This is a genomic window from Pseudarthrobacter oxydans, from assembly GCF_030812335.1.
Classification (GTDB): domain Bacteria; phylum Actinomycetota; class Actinomycetes; order Actinomycetales; family Micrococcaceae; genus Arthrobacter; species Arthrobacter oxydans_B.
In genome coordinates this window covers 84,161-101,165 of the sequence record NZ_JAUSSN010000005.1, presented here as the reverse complement: position 1 = coordinate 101,165, position 17,005 = coordinate 84,161, and the positions used below count along the sequence as shown (strand labels likewise).

Genomic DNA, 17,005 nt, shown 5'->3' with positions numbered 1-17,005 from the left:
TCCGTCGGCACCGCTGCCAGTTTGCCGGTTAGCGCCGATGCGCGGTGCTAACCGGCGCTAGCCGGGTTGGGTTCGTCCCGGCCTCCGGCCGGCGGCACACGGTCCCCGTTTTCCGTATCAGGGCCTTCGGCAGGGTCCTGCGAGTGGACCCTGGTTTCCGAAGTGTCCGCGTCCGGATCCCCCTCAGCCGGCGCCTCACTGTGGCGGCGTTCGCCCTCTGGCGTTTCGCTCATGTCGCGTCCTTTCGTTCCGCTCCGCGGCGGCCGGGCCGCAGCCTTCTCCTGGCACCCGCCGGGATCAATCGGCCGCGCCGGACGGTGCAGCGCTTTTCCCATGGTGGCTCCGACCCGATCCGCGGTCAAGGACTTGTTGGGCGCCCGTTAACGACGGCGGCGGGTCACCTCGCAGGTGACCCGCCGCCGTCGTGCGTCAGCTTCTGAAGCGTCAATCAGTGTCAGTCGTTGATCAGGTCGTTGATCACAATCGTCTGGTCGCGGTCCGGGCCGACGCCGATCGCCGAGAATCGCGTGCCGGAGAGCTTCTCGAGCGCCAGCACATAGTTCTTGGCGTTCTCCGGGAGGTCCTCCAGGGTGCGGGCGCCGGTGATGTCCTCGGTCCAGCCGTCGAAGTGCTCGAAGATCGGCTTGGCGTGGTGGAACTCGGTCTGCGTCATCGGCATTTCATCGTGCCGGACGCCGTCGACGTCGTAGGCCACGCAGACCGGGATCTGCTCGATGCCCGTGAGCACGTCCAGCTTGGTGACGAAGTAGTCGGTGAACCCGTTGACGCGCGAGGCGTGGCGCGCCAGCACGGCGTCGTACCAGCCGCAGCGGCGCGGCCGGCCGGTGTTGACGCCGAACTCGCCGCCCGTCTTCTGCAGGTACATGCCCATCTCGTCGAACAGCTCCGTCGGGAAGGGGCCTGCGCCCACCCGGGTGGTGTACGCCTTGATGATGCCGATGGAGCGCGAGATGCGGGTGGGGCCAATGCCCGAGCCCACGGAGGCGCCGCCGGCCGTCGGGTTCGAGGAGGTCACGAAGGGGTAGGTGCCGTGGTCAACGTCCAGGAACGTCGCCTGGCCGCCCTCCATGAGGACCACCTTGCCCTCGTCCAGGGCGGTGTTCAGGACATACGTGCTGTCGATGACCAGCGGGCGGAGCCGCTCGGCGAAGGACAGGAAGTACTCCACGATCTCGTCCACCTCGATGTCGCGGCGGTTGTAGACCTTGACCAGGAGTTCGTTCTTCTGCCGCAGCGACCCTTCGACCTTCTGGCGCAGGATCGAGGCGTCAAAGACGTCCTGGACGCGGATGCCGAGGCGGGCCACCTTGTCCATGTACGCCGGGCCGATGCCGCGGCCGGTGGTGCCGATGGCGCGGGAGCCGAGGAACCGCTCCGTGACCTTGTCCAGGACCTGGTGGTAGGGCGCCACGAGGTGGGCGTTGGCGGAGACACGCAGCTTGGAGGTGTCGGCGCCGCGGGCTTCGAGGCCGTCAATCTCCTGGAACAGCGCCTCGAGGTTCACCACGCAGCCGTTGCCGATGATCGGAACCGCGTTGGGGCTCAGGATGCCGGCCGGAAGGAGCTTGAGCTCATACTTCTCACCGCCTACGACGACGGTGTGCCCGGCATTGTTGCCGCCGTTGGGCTTGACGACGTAGTCGACTCGGCCACCAAGCAGGTCAGTGGCCTTGCCTTTGCCTTCGTCGCCCCATTGGGCTCCGACGATCACGATTGCTGGCATGGGATCCTCCCCCATTCGTTCGGGCCGAAGTCCGCGTGATTCACCTGGGTGGTCACCGGAACTCAGCGCCGTTCATGAGAACGCCCCGAATCTACCGCTGTGCTCTTAACAACGCCAGAGTCCGGGGCTCTTACCACCCAAGTTTAGCGGATGGCGGTGGCGGCGACTCATTTGACCATCCAATGGACTTCCCGCCGGCTGCGGCCCGCGGCCCTGCGTCCAGCCAGCGGAACTTCGGCGCACGCACTTGCGCCGGCCGGCCGGGTGGAATTAAGTGAGAGTTGACCATCCCGAGCGGCCGAGGGACCTGGACCGTTGACGCCGCAGCAACCCTGCCCGGACACAGCCTTGTGCCGGTGAAGGGTGCTACCGCCAGGACCGATGGAAAGGATGCGCCCCATGCGCCAGAAAATCAACCATATCCGCGCCACGCACGCCGGATCCCTGCCCCGCACCCCCGAACTCATTGCCGCGAACGAGGCCAGGGAAGCAGACGGCGTCACCCCCGAGTTCCTGGATCTGCTGGAAGCCTCCGTAGTGGACATCGTCCAGCGCCAGAAGGACCTCGGCATCGACATCCCCAACGACGGCGAATACGGGCACACGATGTCCAGCTCGGTGGACTACGGCGCGTGGTGGAACTACTCCTTCAGCCGGCTCGGCGGCCTCGAGCCGACGGAGGTCGACCGCTGGGCCGACGCCGCGGTGCACCGCTCCACACCGGGCAACATCGTGCTGACGTCCTTCCCGGACCGGCGCGACCGGCAGAAGTTCAACGAGGCCTACAACGACCCGTCCTCCGGGATCCTGGCGCACCGCAAGAGTGTCACGCAGCCGAAAATTGCCGGCCGGCTGCACTACACCGGGCAGGCCCTCGTGGCCTCGGACATTGCCAACCTCAAAACCGGCCTGGCCGCCGCCGGGCTGGCCGAGGGCTTCGTCGCTTCCCTCTCCCCCGGCTCCTGCGCCCGCGTCGCCAACGAGTACTACAAGACCGATGAGGAACTCCTCTACGCCTGCGCCGACGCCATGCGCGAGGAGTACAAGGCCATCATCGACGCCGGGCTCACGGTCCAGCTCGACGATCCGTCGCTGGCCGAAAGCTGGGACCAGATCAACCCGGAACCGAGCCTGTCGGACTATCTCAAATTCATCCAGCTCAGGGTTGAAGCCACCAACTGGGCCCTGCGCGGCCTCCCCCAGGAGCAGATCAGGCTGCACGTCTGCTGGGGTTCCTGGCACGGCCCGCACACCACGGACATTCCCTTCGCGGACATCATCGGCTCCGTGCTGCAGATCAATGCCGGCGGCTACTCCTTCGAGGCCGCCAACGTCCGCCACGAGCACGAATGGCGCGTCTGGGAGGACACCAGGCTCCCCGACGGAAAGGTCATCATCCCCGGCGTCGTCTCCCATGCCACCAACGTCGTGGAGCACCCCGACCTGGTGGCGGACCGGATCGTACGCTTCGCCAAACTGGTTGGCCGGGAAAATGTGATTGCTTCCACAGACTGCGGACTCGGCGGCCGTGTGCACCCGCAAATCGCCTTCGCCAAGCTGGAATCTCTGGGGGAAGGCGCCCGCCGCGCCACCACGCGGCTCTGGTAATCCGGCTTCGGCCGAAACGGCATTTCGCAGGGCTTGATAGACTAATAAGGATCGACTAGGAATCGGTCCACACCACATTTTCAAACCACACCGTACTTGGCATGCCCCGGTGCCCGGCATGCCGTGTACGGTCTGGCAGCTTTACCAATCCCGCAGGAGACTCAGCAATATATGACAGCCTTGGCCACTGAAAATTCACGCGAACAGCTTCTGAGCCGCCGCTACGAACCTAGCGTTGCAGCAGTCAACGAGCTGTGCGACACGCTGCAGGCAACCAAAGCTGGCACGAACGTCCCGTATGTGGACCCGTTGCACGACGTCGACGAGTGCCGGATCATCAGCCTCTTCTCCAACATCGGAACCGAGGACGAGTCGGGCTTCATCACCGCCGGCGACGAGGAAGCGGCCACCCGCCTGCTCGGCGTCCAGTGGAAGCTCGGCCTGCGGCCCGAGTACGTGATGCCCTGGAACGTCCACCCCTGGTATGTCCCGGGCGAGCCCAACGGCAAGTTCACGCCGGACCAGATCTCCGCCGGCTTGAAGCCGCTGCTGAAGTTCCTCGCCGTCGTGCCCCGCGCCTCGGTGATTGTTGCCCACGGCACCGAGGCCAACCGCCTCGCGAACCTGCTCCTCAAGACCGAGGTGCCCATGATCTGGCGCCGCGGCCTCAAGACCTACAAGGTCCGCTCGCTCAGCGGCCGCGCCTTCGCCGGCACCCCGGCCCGCCAGGAGCAGTACCTCGACGAGATGGGCACCGTCTACGCGGACGCCATGGCCCGGACCGGTCTGGCCAAGACCAGCTAGTTCTCCGCAACAACAACGACGGCGGGCGCCCACCACACTGGTGGACGCCCGCCGTCGCACTTTAACTAAGAACGCGGGGTCACATTCGGCCCATCCCAAGGTGTGGAATGGGCCGGGAGTGACCCCGCGTTGTGGTTAGCGCTTTTCGGCTTCGATGGCTGCCTTGGCGGAGGGGTCCGAGTCGTTGAGGAACTTCTCGATCCGTTCCGGCTCCTCGGCCTCGCCGATCGCCGCGGAGGCCCGGCCCAGCGAATACAGGGCCCGCAGGAAGCCGCGGTTCGGTTCGTGTTCCCACGGGATGGGCCCGACGCCGCGCCAGCCGTTGCGGCGCAACGAATCCAGGCCGCGGTGGTAGCCGACGCGGGAGTAGGCGTAGGAATCGATGGTCCGGCCCTCGCTCCACGCTTCCTCGGCCAGCACGGCCCAGAGCAGCGAGGATGTCGGGTGCTTTTCCACCAGGTCCAGGGCTTCCTGGCCCGCGTCCAGCGCCGCGTAGACCTCGGTCTCGGCGGGCAGGAGCGTGGGCTCGGGACCCATCAGGTTCTTGCGGAACTCGTCCGACATGCCTAGAACGTCTTGCCGGTGGAGCCGAGCTGCTGGGCGGCCTCGACCACACGGGCTGCGAGGCCGGCCTCGGCGGAGGCGCCCCAGACGCGCGGGTCGTACAGCTTCTTGTTGCCGACCTCGCCGTCGACCTTCAGCACGCCGTCGTAGTTGCGGAACATGTGGTCCGCCACGGGGCGCGTGTAGGCGTACTGGGTGTCGGTGTCGATGTTCATCTTGATCACACCGTAGGAGACGGCGTCGGCGATCTCCTTCTCGGAGGAGCCGGAGCCGCCGTGGAAGACCAGGTCGAACGGGTTGGCCTTGCCGATCTTGGCGCCGACCTGCTCCTGGATGTCCTTGAGGATCTCCGGGCGGAGCTTGACGCCGCCGGGCTTGTAGACGCCGTGCACGTTGCCGAAGGTCAGTGCCGTGATGTAGCGGCCGTTCTCACCGGCACCGAGGGCCTCGATAGTGGCGAGGGCGTCCTCGACCGTGGTGTACAGCTTGTCGTTGATGGCGTTCTCGACGCCGTCTTCCTCGCCGCCGACGGTGCCGATTTCGACCTCGAGGATCATCTTGGCGGCAGCGGTTCGCTCCAGCAGTTCACGGGCGATGCGCAGGTTTTCCGGCAGGGTCTCGGCGGAGCCGTCCCACATGTGGGAGCTGAAGAGCGGGTTGCGGCCGGCCTTGACCTCGGCTTCGGAGGCTGCCAGCAGCGGCAGGACGAAGCCCTCCAGCTTGTCCTTGGGGCAGTGGTCGGTGTGCAGGGCGATGTTGACGCCATAGTTCTTGGCGACTTCGCGGGCAAACGCGGCGAAGCCGAGCGAACCGGCCACCATGTCCTTGGTGGAGGCCCCGGACCAGTAGGCGGCGCCGCCGGTGGAGACCTGGACGATGCCGTCGGACTCGGCCTCGGCGAAGCCGCGGAGGGCCGCGTTGAGGGTCTGGGAGGACGTGACGTTGACGGCGGGGAACGCGAAGCCGCCCGTCTTGGCGCGGTCGATCATCTCGGAGTAGATCTCTGGGGTTGCAATGGGCATGCTGACTCCTAAAGTGAGTTTCGTCTGCGGGCTGGGCTCACCCTGAAGTGAACCTCGTCGGCTAGGAACCATCCTAGCCATTCCTTCGCCCGGGCAGTGGTTCCGGTCACTCGTGCCTGTAATACTCGCCCGCGCGTGATCAGCGTCCCGGCAGCCCATCGATTTCGCACTTCGCGGCAGTATGGTGCGAAAACATTGCCGCGAACTGTCAACTCGCGGGCCTGATACGGCCTTCGAGGACGGCGCGGACCTTGCGGACGGCTGCCGGACGCTCCCCTGCGAGGTCCCAACGGGATACGCGCACCTCGAGCCAGCCGGAACGCGCCGTAGTGTCTGCCCTCCGGATGTCACGCAAATACTGGTCTTCCCCATTGTGTTGCGCCCCTTCGTATTGGAGGGCAATCCGCCACTGCGGGTAGGCGGCGTCAGGCCACAGGACGGGAGAGCCCGGGCCGCCCCAGGGGTCCTCACTCCAGATGACATGGTTCAGGACGGGTTCGGGCAGTCCGGCACGCACGAGCGCCAGGCGCAGCCGCGTTTCGGGCGGCGAATCGGCACCCACCCGGATTAGCTCGACGGCGGCCCGCGCCTTCCGCACGCCCCGGCTTCCCCGGTGCCGCTCAAGCATGCGCCGCAAGTCTTCGATGCTGCACAAGGCTTCCCGGGGAAAGGGAAACTCCGGCCCGTGCTCGCAAACCATGGAATCGCCGGCAATGACAAGGTCGTCGATGCTGAGTACCGAGGCCAGATCCAGCCAGGTCCGGGCGGGCGACGTGAGCCGGACGCCGTCGAGCTCCACCACCTCGTCCGGCAGCAGCGCCAACTGGTGCCCTACGATGTTGACCCGACGCGGTGTGCTGAGACCCCTGCGCCGGGCGAGGTGGATGCGCCAGTCCTCCTCCAGCCAGCCGGGCAGGGGCGCGTTCCACAGGCGCGCCGCCGACCCGAGGCTGAGGGTGGCCTCGTCGTCGAGATCGGTGTAGGCCCGCAGCGCGGCGGCTCCGGCTGCGGCGGAGCCCGCACAGATCCGGATGCCGCGAGAGACCGTCACCAGGTCCCGCGCCGCGGTGCGCGTGCGGGTGACGCCCGCCTGGTCCGCGGCACGCAGGGAAAAGGATCCGGTAGTGAGATGGAGCGGAAGCGGTGCCCTGCGCATGGCCCATTGTGCCTGCTTCGATCACGTCTCGGTTGAGTTATCCACAGCCCTATGCAGCCGGGGGCATCGAGTTGGCATTTCGTGGCAGTGTTGGCGTGAAACATTGCCACGAAATGCCAACTCGATGTGAGCGCGGCGCGCCCGCCGCCACCTACCCTGGGAGCTGGTTGAAAACGTGCCGGCGGATCCAGGCGTGCATCGCGATGGCGGCGGCGGAGGCGGCATTGATCGAGCGGGTGGAGCCGAACTGTTCGATCGACAAGGTGTCCACCGCCGCTTCGTGGACCTCGGGGGAAAGTCCCGGGCCCTCCTGGCCGAACACCAGCACGCAGTCCCTGGGCAGTTCATAGGTTTCCAGCGGGACGGAGTCCGGGAAGATGTCGATGCCAATGATCGCCAGGCCCTCCCCCTGCGCCCACGCCACGAAGTCCGCGACGGTGGGGTGGTGCCGGATGTGCTGGTACCGGTCCGTGACCATGGCCCCGCGGCGGTTCCACCGGCGTCGCCCGATGATGTGGACTTCCTTGGCCAGGAACGCGTTGGCGCTGCGCACGACAGTGCCGATGTTCATGTCGTGCTGCCAGTTTTCGATCGCGATGTGGAAGTTGTGCCGCCTGGAGTCCAGGTCCGCGACGATCGACTCGTGCTTCCAGTAGCGGTATTTATCGACCACGTTGCGGCGGTCACCGTCCGCCAGGAGGTCCGGGTCCCAGTGAGCGCCCTCCGGCAGTTCCCCTTCCCAGGGCCCGACGCCGACCTCCGCCTTGGCCTCTGCCTCCGGCTCCGCCGGGGTGCCGGAAAGGGTTTCGCTGGGGATCTCGGGTTCAGTCACGCCTCAACATTAGACTGGGACTGGCATCGGCACATTATCGGCGGAGGACAGCATGGCGGAGCAGCAGGCAGACCACAGGGAAGACGCGGACCACGTGCGTTCATTCAAATCCGTGTACCGCAGCGGCCAGGAGATCGAGTGCTGGCTGACCGACATGGACGGTGTCCTGGTCCACGAAAACCAGCCCATCCCCGGCGCCGCTGAACTCATCCAGCGCTGGGTGGACACGTCCCGGCGCTTCCTTGTCCTGACCAACAACTCGATCTTCACGCCCCGGGACCTCGCCGCCCGGCTGAAGAGCTCGGGCCTGGAAATCCCCGAAGAGAACATCTGGACCTCCGCACTGGCCACGGCCCAGTTCCTCAAGGACCAGGTGCGCGGCTCGGATTCCGGCAACCGCGCCTACACGATCGGCGAAGCGGGCCTGACGACCGCGCTGCACGAGGCCGGCTTTATCCTCACCGACCAGGACCCGGACTTCGTGGTGCTCGGCGAAACCCGCACCTACTCCTTTGAAGCCATCACCATGGCCATCCGGCTGATCCTGGGCGGGGCGAGGTTCATCGCCACCAACCCGGACGCCACCGGCCCCTCGAAGGACGGCCCGATGCCGGCCACCGGCGCGATCGCGGCGCTCATCACGAAGGCCACGGGCCGGGAACCCTACATTGTGGGCAAGCCGAACCCGATGATGTTCCGCTCGGCCATGAACCAGATCGATGCGCACTCGGAAACCACGGCCATGATCGGTGACCGGATGGACACCGACATCATCGCGGGGATGGAAGCGGGGCTGCACACGGTGCTGGTGCTCAGCGGCATCACCCACAAGGACGACATCGCCGCCTACCCGTTCCGGCCCAACCAGATCCTGAACTCCGTGGCCGACCTGAAAAACCAGATCTAGCACTCTAGAAGGCGGTCTTCTTGCCTCCGCCGGAGGGCAGCGGGAGGATCCCGTCCTGCAGCTCCTCGATGATCGGCCGGTATATGAACGGATTCCAGCCCGGGCTGGCGTGCGCCGGCTGGGCGCCGTCGGTCCGCAGTGAATCGGCGGCCATGTTGTCCTTGAAGATCAACGACCAGGAGTCCCGGGCAGTCTCGTAGTCGACCGTCCGGTCCCGCGGGTTGCCGACGAAGGCCATCCGGGTCCCGCCGAGCTTGCCGGCGAAGCGGGTGGCGTCATAGTGGTAGATGTAGGCGGACTCGGACTGGATCAGCACGCTGGAGGGTGCAATCGGCGAGAGCTGTTCCAGGGTCTGGTCCACGACCTGCCCCCAGCTGCGCTCGTCCTTGTGCATCATCCGCTCACCAAGTTCATAGCCGCCGCGCAGCACCGAGGGGAACCGGAAGCCGCTCTCGTAGAGGAACACGACCCCCTCGAACCAGCTCTGGTCCAGCACGTCGTACTTGCTGTAAGGGCTGGAGTCCAGCAGGATAAACGCCACCTCAATCCCGTGCAGTTCCCGGAGCCGGGCGGCGACCTGGGTGGCCACCATGCCGCCGAAGCTGTGGCCGTAGAAGTAGAACGTGGTCAGTTGATGCGCCCGCGCGTGCTCAACCACGGCGATCACGATCTGGTCGATGTCGAGGCCCACATTGGAGTACCCGACGGCGGCGAGCTGGCCGCGCTTGTTCAGCGCGCCACGCAGGGCGTTCAGGATCCACAGGGCTTCCTCCCAGCTCGTCTTGTAGCCGGGAAAGAGGAACCAGCTGGCGTTGGGAAAGTACCGCTCGGCGGTCTCGTCCGGCACCGTGAGGATTTTATGAACCCGGCGTTCGGCCTGCACCCGACGGGTCAGCAGCATGTCCGCCGCCAGCACGGAGGCCGCGCCGGCACCAATCAGCAAGCCCCGCCGGGAGAACCGCCGGAGTTCGGCGGCGTGCCGGAGCACACGGGCGTCGGCATCGCCGGCCCCGCCCACATCCTCAACTTCAGGCTCACGCGGCACATCTCTACCGTAGCCACCGAGGAACGCGGATCAGAAACGGTGCCGGATAACAGCTCAGTTACAGCCCGGTCCGGCTGGCGCCGCCTAGGCCGGTTCCGGTTCCCGGCCCAACCCGGGGCGGCTGATTTCCAGGCCGACGTCGTGGCGGACGGTTTCCGGTCCGGCTTCCCGGCGGTTGATTTCGAGGCCGATTTCGTCGTAGGTCGCGAGGAGCTGCGATCGGGCCATGTCCGCCGGATTGTCCAGCAGGCCGAACACGGAGTCGCTCGCGGCGAGCAGTTCGGCGTCGGAGAAGACGTTCAGCGGCCGTGTCGCGGTGGTGTCAATGGACGCGGTGAAGTCCGCCGAGAGATCGAGGGACGGCAGCGCGGCGGCGGCGGTGTCCCGGGACGGACTCAGCTCCAGGGACACGCCGGCCGAGCTCGGCAGGGCTCCGGCGGTGTCGACGAGCGCCGCGGCGCCGTCGATGGCGTTGAGGTCGTTGCGGAGGCCTGCCAGGGCAGAGGACTCCACGAAGGCGGCTTGGCCGAGGTCCACCCGGATGTGGGACGTGATGCCCATCCGGCGGACGCGCTGGATCAGCTGCATCAGGCTGGGGCGGGAGTGCTGCGTGAGGCTGCCCCGGACATCGATCCGGACGACATCTGAGGCGATGTCCAGCTTGGCGTGGGCGTTCAACGAGGTGTCCATAGGTACTCCAAAAAAGGGTGTCTATGGCCGACGGCTCAACCTCGATCAGGGTATCGGCCGCAGGAGGCGCGCACAAGTCATACGCCGGTAACGGTTAGCCGATTTGTCTCCGGCCGGGTTCCTCGAAGTGCGTACGCGAGGTGGTGCCGCCCACAGACTGGACCAGGGAGGCGGCGATATCGCGCAGCTTGACGTTGCCGTTGCTGGACGCGTCGGTGAGGATCCGGACGGCCGTCTCCTGGTTGCAGCGGTTTTGTGCCATGACGATCCCGATGGCGATGTCGATCACGGTGCGGGATTCGAGGGTGGCCCGGAGGTTGGTGGCGCTGTCGGTGTGCAGGGAGAAGCGGACCGCGAGCCGGAGCGCCTGCGAGATCTGGCGGGTGTAGCCGCGCGCCCGGGCGGCCACATCGCCGTCGAACTTGTGCGGCGCGTCGGAGTACAGGTTCAGCGCCGCCTGGGCTTCGCCCTGCAGGTGGAACGGCACGGATAGCACCGAACGAAGGCCGTGCGACGCGACGGCGTCGGCATAGTCCGGGCCCCAGCGGTCCTCATCGAACAGGTCCGGAACGTAGACTTCACGTTCCTCCTGCGCCGCCGTCAAGCACGGGCCCTGCGAGAGCCGGTACTGGATTTCGTCGACCTCGCGGGCGGAGTCGCTGCTCCAACCGATGGTCGCGGCCTTGCGGTCGCGCAGCAGGGTGATGCCGCACAGGGCGTCGTCGCCGGAGCCGGCGACCTGGTGGGCGGAGAAACGAGCGAGTTCGTTGAGGAATTCCTCAAAATCGGCGCTGTCCAGGATGAGGTTCTGGATCTGGTCGACGGTGCTGAGGGGCTCAGATTCGAGGTCTTCTTCGGGTAGGAGCATGGCGCTTGATCTCCGGAGGGGTGGGGTGGATATCTGAAAATGATAATTCACGGTCAATCCACCGTCCACACGCGTCCGCTGAAGGGTGAACTCCTAGCTGAGGCCGAGTTCGTCCTTGCCGAAGGCGAAGAGGTAGGGAACTCCGGCCTCTGCCTCGATCTTTTCCTTGGCACCGGTGTCGCGGTCCACGATCACGGCGACGGCGACGACGTTGCCGCCGGCCCGGCGGACGCCCTCGACGGCCGCCAGCGCGGAGCCTCCGGTCGTGGAGGTGTCCTCCAGCACCAGCACCTTGCGGCCCTCGACGGAGGGGCCCTCCACCTGGCGGCCCATGCCGTAGGACTTCTGCGCCTTGCGGACCACGAAGGCGTCCACGGGGCGTCCGGCGTCGACGGCGGCGTGCATCACGGCGGTGCCCACCGGGTCGGCCCCCATGGTGAGCCCGCCGGCGCACTCGAAGTCGATGCCGGCGTCGTCCAGCATCGACAGCATGACCTGGCCGACCAGCTTGGAGGCCTCGTGGTGCAGCGTGATCCGGCGCAGGTCGATGTAGTAGTCGGCCTCGGCGCCGCTGGAGAGGATGACCTTGCCGCGCACGACGGCCAGCTCCTTGATCAGTTCAAGCAGGCGGGCACGGGCGGCAGCGGTGTCAGCTGCAGGGGCACTGTTGGCAGTCATGGGACCCAGTTTAGTGGCTGGCCGGCACCGGATTCCCAGCCGGCCACTTTGATGTCGGCCCCGCCTCCCGCCGGCTCCCCTGATCCGGCGGCGGGTCTTTGTACTCTAGGAACCCCTGCCGGGCAGGAGTGCGATGGAACCATGACGGCAGGAACGGAACCTTCGACCCGCTGGCCCGCCATTCGCAAGGACGTCGGCAGCTTCCGGGTCCGGCCGAACCTGATGGACTATGACGGCTGCAGCGCGCCGAAATGGCGGATCCCACGATCACGGTGACGAACCTGGGGGACCTCGGTGTGGAAAGTGTCTTCGGCGTCATCTATCCCCCGCGGGTTGCGATGGTTGGTTTCGGCAGGGTCCTGGAACAGCCGTGGGCGCTGAACGGGATGCTCGGCGTCCGGCCCGCCGTAACCGCCACACTCTCCGCCGACCACCGGGTCAGCGACGGGCTGCGCGGCGGCCGCTACCTGGCGCGGATCGACGAGCTGCTGCAGGCACCGGAGCAACTGTGAAACGGGAGGAACCTGAACGAACAGGACGCCAAGGCGGCCGTGGAGGCGGCTCTGGGCAAGGTGGCGCCGGACGTGGGCCTGGCCGAGGTGGACGAGGGCGCGCCCGGCTCCGGCAGGACCTCGAGCTCGATTCGCTGGATTTCCTCCGGCTGGTCGAAACGATCGACACGGCCACCGGCGTCGACATCCCGGAGCGGGACTACCCGGCAGTGGCCACCGTAAAGGGACTGATTGGCTACCTCGAGACACACGGCTGAGCCGGCGGCCGGGTCGTCGCTCTACCCGCCGGAGCGCACCGCGCGGACCGCGTAGTCGAGCTCGACCAACCCTGCGTCGTAGGTCTTCGCGCTCCGCAGGCTCAGCAGGGTCGGATCCGGGCGGGCCGGGAACACACCACGGCCCGCGCCGATCGCGATCGGCATCACAACGAGCCGCACGGAGTCCACTTCGCCGGCGGCGAAGAACGCCTCGCTCAAGGTCAGGCTGCCCCACAGCACCATGGCGCCCTCGACCTCGTGCTTGATCCGGCGGATCGCCTCGACCGCGTCGCCGGATTCGATGGTTGCCGCGGGCAGGTCGCCCCATGGCGCGTTCCTGAGGCTGCGGGAAAAGACGAAGCGGCGGAGACCGTTCAGCGCCGGGGCTATGAGTTCCCCGTCCGAGGCCGGGGTGGGCCAGAATTCCACGAACATGCGGTAGGTGGCGGCCCCGAGCACCATGGCGTCCACGGTGTCGAGCCATGCCAGCTGGCTGCGGTCAAACTCTGCGGTGCCGCCTTGGAGCATCTCGTACGTGTTGAATTCGTTGTTGGTGTTGGCCGCGAACCCGTCGGCGGTCACGAATTCCTGGACAACCAGTTGACCCATGATCGGCTCCTCATCTTTGCTACCGGCGTTGCGGGGCGCGCCGGGCGAACGCGGGGGCGTGCTCCGGCCGCGGTCCGAATGCGATAAAGCGCGGCATCACCCTGCCGATGGCCGGTATGCGCCTGCCCAGGAACAGCAGGACAGCCGGCGCCCCGGACCGCTTTCCAGTCATGATCGGACCGAAAATCAGGCGGTGCATGATCCGCTGTACGGTCTGGACAATCACCGTGGGCCTCTGACGCCGCCGTTGGACCTTGGCCAGCTCGGCGCGTGGCACCTGCCCGCGGAGCAGCGCAGGGGCAAGGATCTCCGCGGCGGCCACGGCGTCTTGGACGGCGAGGTTGATCCCGACCCCGCCTGCCGGGGACATGGCATGGGCGGCGTCGCCGATGCAGAGCAATCCGTTGATGTGCCATTGGCGGAGCCGGTCGAGGCGCACGTCGAGCCAGCGCAGATCCTGCAGTGACGCGATGGCGTCAACCCGGTCGGCGAGGTCCGGGCGGAGCGCTGCGATCCGGCGTCGGAAGCCCTCAATACCCTCGGCGCGGATCCGGGCGTCCGTTCCCTTCGGTGCCAGATACCCCATCTGGTAGTAGTCCGTGCGGTTGAGCGCGACGAGGGCCTCACCCCGGCCGAACGCGGGAACGATCCCCGCCACGGCGCCAGGCTCGGAGGCGTAGCGCGGCAGGCGGAACCACCAGGCGTCGAACGGCACGGGATACTCTTTCGTGGCCAGACCTGCCGCGGCGCGCAGGGCGGAATGGCGTCCGTCGGTCGCCACCACCACGTCCGCGCGGATCTCCCCCCCGGCCCCGTCAGCGGTCCGGTAGCGGACCCCCGTGACCCGGCCGCCGTTGCGGACCAGCGAGGTTCCCTTGTGGCCCATCCGCAGGCTGAAGGACGGTTCCTGGGCGGCGGCGTCGGCCAGGAAGTTCAGGAAGTCCCATTGCGGCATCATGGCCACGTAGTTGTAGGGCGGCGGCAGCGAATCGAAGTTGCCCATGGTCACGGGCGGACCGCCGGGGACAGGGAAGGCGACGTTGCTCAGCCGGCTTTGCGGCAGCCGGCGGAACTCCTCGCCCAGGCCCAGCTCATCGATCAGCCGGATGGTGGAGGCGTGGACGGTGTCGCCGCGGAAGTCCCGGAAGAAATCATTGTGCTTCTCCAGCACCGTGACCTGCACGCCGGCCCGCGCCAGCAGCAGTCCCAGCATCATGCCCGCCGGCCCGCCGCCGACCACCACACATCCGGTCTTCTCCATGGCCATACGCTACGCCTGCGCACGGTGCCGCGGGAGATGTTTTCGCGGCGGTTCCGGACCGGCGCTGCGGTTCCGGGCTCGCGCGGCGCACGATACCCGGCGCTACGGGAGTACGGCAGCGCCGGGTATCGAGCGTAGCGGCCATCCCGAGGCGCCGCGTCAGGTCACAAAGGTCGGCCCCGGTCAGAGCCGTGTGTCGAAGGAATCGCAGAACACGTTCTCGTTGAACGTGCCCTGGAACTCCGACTTGCCCCGGATCTTCTCGATGGTGGCCCGGATGGCCTCCCGGGTTCCGGCGTGGGCGTGAATGGCGGTCTTTACCATCGGCACGTCAATCAGGTGGTTGGGCTGGTTGAGCGAGACGAAGACGGTGGGGACCTCGGTGACGTACCAGGGGATTTCCGCGGCCATGGGGGTGGACCATTTGATCCGGATGGCCGACTCCTGGGCGAAGCCCTTGACGTTGGCGAACACGAAGGCGGCGTCGTACTTGTCTGCGTAATCGCCGGTGGCTTCCTCGGAGATGACCGACATGAAATTCACGCCCGTCTCCCCCGCCGCTTCCCGCTGGTCCGCCGTTTTGAACAGGTGCACCTCGAAACCGGCGTCTTCTAGCTCGGCTTTGACCGTGTCCAGGTAGGCCAGCGGATCCGCGCGGGTGAAGTCCGCACCGCCGGAGATGCCGTACAGGCGGATCCGCGGGTGCGTCTCCGGCGTGATGGGCAGGTTGTACGCGGTGTCCTTGACCAGGGTGACGGTCTTGTCCGCGATCGCCGCTGCCACGCCCCGGTGGGCGTCGCTTCCGATCACCGCGAGTGCTTCCGCCGGCGGGACAAGTTCCGCGGCCGGTTTGCGGTGCAGCCCCAGGCTGGCCTTCAGCGCCAGGATCCGGCGCAGCGCATCGTGCAGGCGTTCCTCGGAAATGACGCCGGACTTGTAGCCATCCAGCATGTACTCGAAGTCCTCCGCGGGGTTGCGGAAGAACAGGAACATGTCACAGCCGGCGGCGATGGTGGCCGGCACCAGGTCCTTGCGCTTCATGGCCTGCGTCAGGCCGATCATTTGCGACGCGTCCGTCAGGATCAGCCCGTTGAAGCCGAGCTCGCCGCGGAGCAGGTCCTGGAGCAGTTCCCGCGCGAGGGTCGCGGGCAGGATGTCCCCGTCCGCCAGGCCGGGGCGGAAGTGCCGGGAAAGTTCCGGCGCCCCGATGTGCCCGATCATGATGGACTGCACGCCGTGCCCGATCATCTCCCGGTACACGTGCCCGTAGGTCCGGTTCCATTCCTCGTAACCGAGGGTGTTGTAGGACGTGACGACGTGCTGGTCGCGTTCGTCCATGCCGTCGCCCGGGAAGTGCTTCATGGCGCAGACGGTGGCGGACTCACTGATGCCGTCGAAATACTCCTTGGCGCGCTCCACTACGATCTCCGGGGTGTTGCCGAAGGCCCGGGTGGAGATGACCGTGTTCCGCCAGTTGTAGTGGATGTCAACGATCGGCGCGAACGCCCAGTTGCAGCCCAGCGCCGCGGTTTCGACACCGGCCACGCGCCCCATTTGCCGGGCGATGGCCTTGTCCGGGTGCGAGCCGGCCTGCAGGTGCGTCGAGACAAACGTTCCGTCGTCGCAGCTTCCGGCTCCGCCCATTTCCGGGTTGGAGGCCACGAGCAGCGGGATGCGGGTCTTGGACTGCGCATAACGGATGTGGTCCTGCACCGCGGCGGAGGGGCCGGGCCGGTAGCGCATCCCGCCCACGTGGTAGTTCTCCAGGATGCCGTCCAGATACTCCGGGGAGTAGTCGTTGTTGTGGTTGATGAACAGCTGGCCGATCTTTTCCTCGAGGCTCATCCCGGCGATCGTGGAATCCACCCACGCGACCGCGTCATCGTCAAGGTTGAACGGCGCCGCCTGAAGGTCGACGTCGAACCGGCGGCGCCGGGTGCCCGCCCCACCGATGGCGTTGCCGGCCGGAGTGGCGACGGCGGCTATCCCGGCCAGCGCCTCGGTCACGACCTGGTGGACCGGGGCGGCGATGTCGACCACGATCCCGGATTCGTCGGCGTCGAGGGGTTCCAGCGTCGCGAGCTGTGATTCCAGCAGCGCGGCCGGCATGAAATGGCCAGAACGGCCTTCGAGCCGGGACCCGAGGACCTCCTTGCTGCCGTGCAGGTGCAGGAACACGGTCCCGGGCGCCAGGGCGCGGATGGCGTCCCGGTAGCTGCGCCGGAGCGCGGAACAGGCCAGGACCAGTCCGTCGTCGCCCTCGTTGGCCAGGGTGCTGCCCACGGTGGCGAGCCAGGGCCAGCGGTCGTCGTCCGTCAGCGGCGTGCCGGCCGCCATCTTGGCGACGTTCTCGACCGGGTGCAGGGAATCGCCGTCGAGGAACGGCACCCCCAGTTCGCGGGCCACGAGGTCACCGATGGTGGTCTTGCCGCAGCCGGAGACGCCCAT

At 67.1% G+C, this 17,005-nt stretch carries 18 protein-coding genes and 1 riboswitch; of the genes, 5 read left to right on the top strand and 13 right to left on the bottom strand.

Going from position 1 to position 17,005, the window contains the following annotated elements:
* Positions 1-47: 47 nt before the first annotated feature.
* Both J2W14_RS10000 and J2W14_RS09995 read right to left on the bottom strand, forming a co-directional pair.
* On the bottom strand, positions 48-233 hold the full coding sequence (locus J2W14_RS10000) for a hypothetical protein (RefSeq protein ID WP_307461848.1): 186 nt from the start codon (positions 231-233) through the stop codon (positions 48-50).
* Positions 234-454: 221 nt separating this feature from the next.
* The gene (locus J2W14_RS09995) at positions 455-1,744 is read right to left on the bottom strand and encodes an adenylosuccinate synthase (RefSeq protein WP_307461845.1); all 1,290 of its coding nucleotides are present in this window, start codon (positions 1,742-1,744) and stop codon (positions 455-457) included.
* Positions 1,745-2,026: 282 nt separating this feature from the next.
* Positions 2,027-2,132, top strand: a riboswitch (SAM riboswitch).
* An 11-nt stretch (positions 2,133-2,143) separates the two neighbouring features.
* Here J2W14_RS09995 and J2W14_RS09990 point away from each other — a divergent pair.
* Together J2W14_RS09990 and J2W14_RS09985 are read left to right on the top strand one after the other, a co-directional pair.
* The gene (locus J2W14_RS09990; RefSeq protein WP_307461842.1) at positions 2,144-3,352 is read left to right on the top strand and encodes a cobalamin-independent methionine synthase II family protein; all 1,209 of its coding nucleotides are present in this window, start codon (positions 2,144-2,146) and stop codon (positions 3,350-3,352) included.
* Between the two features lie 171 nt (positions 3,353-3,523).
* The gene (locus tag J2W14_RS09985) at positions 3,524-4,156 is read left to right on the top strand and encodes a uracil-DNA glycosylase (RefSeq protein ID WP_282378176.1); all 633 of its coding nucleotides are present in this window, start codon (positions 3,524-3,526) and stop codon (positions 4,154-4,156) included.
* A gap of 135 nt (positions 4,157-4,291) precedes the next feature.
* On the opposite strand, the gene J2W14_RS09980 is transcribed toward J2W14_RS09985, so the two are convergent.
* The 4 genes from J2W14_RS09980 to J2W14_RS09965 all read right to left on the bottom strand — a co-directional run bounded on the left by J2W14_RS09980 (position 4,292) and on the right by J2W14_RS09965 (position 7,715).
* Positions 4,292-4,720, bottom strand: a complete 429-nt coding sequence (locus tag J2W14_RS09980; protein ID WP_307461840.1) for a DUF3151 domain-containing protein — start codon at positions 4,718-4,720, stop codon at positions 4,292-4,294.
* 2 nt (positions 4,721-4,722) lie between these two features.
* Complete coding sequence (gene fbaA / locus J2W14_RS09975) at positions 4,723-5,742, bottom strand: class II fructose-bisphosphate aldolase (RefSeq protein WP_307461837.1); 1,020 nt, start codon at positions 5,740-5,742, stop codon at positions 4,723-4,725.
* Positions 5,743-5,950: 208 nt separating this feature from the next.
* Positions 5,951-6,898 (bottom strand): hypothetical protein, encoded by a 948-nt coding sequence (locus tag J2W14_RS09970; RefSeq protein WP_307461835.1) that lies wholly within the window; start codon positions 6,896-6,898, stop codon positions 5,951-5,953.
* Between the two features lie 151 nt (positions 6,899-7,049).
* Positions 7,050-7,715, bottom strand: a complete 666-nt coding sequence (locus tag J2W14_RS09965; RefSeq protein ID WP_307462369.1) for a TrmH family RNA methyltransferase — start codon at positions 7,713-7,715, stop codon at positions 7,050-7,052.
* A gap of 67 nt (positions 7,716-7,782) precedes the next feature.
* On the opposite strand from J2W14_RS09965, the gene J2W14_RS09960 reads away from it, so the two are divergent.
* Positions 7,783-8,637: an HAD-IIA family hydrolase gene (locus tag J2W14_RS09960; RefSeq protein WP_307461833.1), complete on the top strand. Its 855-nt coding sequence runs from the start codon at positions 7,783-7,785 to the stop codon at positions 8,635-8,637.
* A gap of 4 nt (positions 8,638-8,641) precedes the next feature.
* On the opposite strand, the gene J2W14_RS09955 is transcribed toward J2W14_RS09960, so the two are convergent.
* The 4 genes from J2W14_RS09955 to pyrE all read right to left on the bottom strand — a co-directional run bounded on the left by J2W14_RS09955 (position 8,642) and on the right by pyrE (position 11,918).
* Positions 8,642-9,682, bottom strand: coding sequence for a thioesterase domain-containing protein (locus J2W14_RS09955; protein ID WP_307461831.1), 1,041 nt, complete (start codon positions 9,680-9,682; stop codon positions 8,642-8,644).
* 84 nt (positions 9,683-9,766) lie between these two features.
* Positions 9,767-10,372, bottom strand: coding sequence for a hypothetical protein (locus J2W14_RS09950; protein ID WP_307461829.1), 606 nt, complete (start codon positions 10,370-10,372; stop codon positions 9,767-9,769).
* Positions 10,373-10,466: 94 nt separating this feature from the next.
* Positions 10,467-11,240 carry a GAF and ANTAR domain-containing protein gene (locus tag J2W14_RS09945; RefSeq protein ID WP_307461827.1) on the bottom strand — a complete coding sequence of 258 codons (774 nt, stop codon included), beginning with the start codon at positions 11,238-11,240 and terminating at the stop codon, positions 10,467-10,469.
* Between the two features lie 93 nt (positions 11,241-11,333).
* The gene (gene pyrE / locus J2W14_RS09940; protein WP_307461824.1) at positions 11,334-11,918 is read right to left on the bottom strand and encodes an orotate phosphoribosyltransferase; all 585 of its coding nucleotides are present in this window, start codon (positions 11,916-11,918) and stop codon (positions 11,334-11,336) included.
* A gap of 251 nt (positions 11,919-12,169) precedes the next feature.
* On the opposite strand from pyrE, the gene J2W14_RS09935 reads away from it, so the two are divergent.
* Both J2W14_RS09935 and J2W14_RS09930 read left to right on the top strand, forming a co-directional pair.
* Entirely contained in the window at positions 12,170-12,430 is a 261-nt protein-coding gene (locus J2W14_RS09935; protein ID WP_307461819.1) for a 2-oxo acid dehydrogenase subunit E2, read from the top strand.
* Entirely contained in the window at positions 12,427-12,687 is a 261-nt protein-coding gene (locus J2W14_RS09930) for an acyl carrier protein (RefSeq protein WP_307461817.1), read from the top strand. Before J2W14_RS09935 ends, J2W14_RS09930 begins: the two co-directional genes overlap by 4 nt.
* Before the next feature lie 21 nt (positions 12,688-12,708).
* On the opposite strand, the gene J2W14_RS09925 is transcribed toward J2W14_RS09930, so the two are convergent.
* The 3 genes from J2W14_RS09925 to J2W14_RS09915 all read right to left on the bottom strand — a co-directional run bounded on the left by J2W14_RS09925 (position 12,709) and on the right by J2W14_RS09915 (position 17,005).
* On the bottom strand, positions 12,709-13,296 hold the full coding sequence (locus J2W14_RS09925) for a dihydrofolate reductase family protein (protein ID WP_307461814.1): 588 nt from the start codon (positions 13,294-13,296) through the stop codon (positions 12,709-12,711).
* 19 nt (positions 13,297-13,315) lie between these two features.
* Positions 13,316-14,557 carry an FAD-dependent oxidoreductase gene (locus J2W14_RS09920; protein ID WP_307461811.1) on the bottom strand — a complete coding sequence of 414 codons (1,242 nt, stop codon included), beginning with the start codon at positions 14,555-14,557 and terminating at the stop codon, positions 13,316-13,318.
* 183 nt (positions 14,558-14,740) lie between these two features.
* A complete protein-coding gene (locus J2W14_RS09915) occupies positions 14,741-17,005 on the bottom strand; it encodes a gluconokinase, GntK/IdnK-type (RefSeq protein ID WP_307462367.1) in 2,265 nt (754 codons plus the stop codon).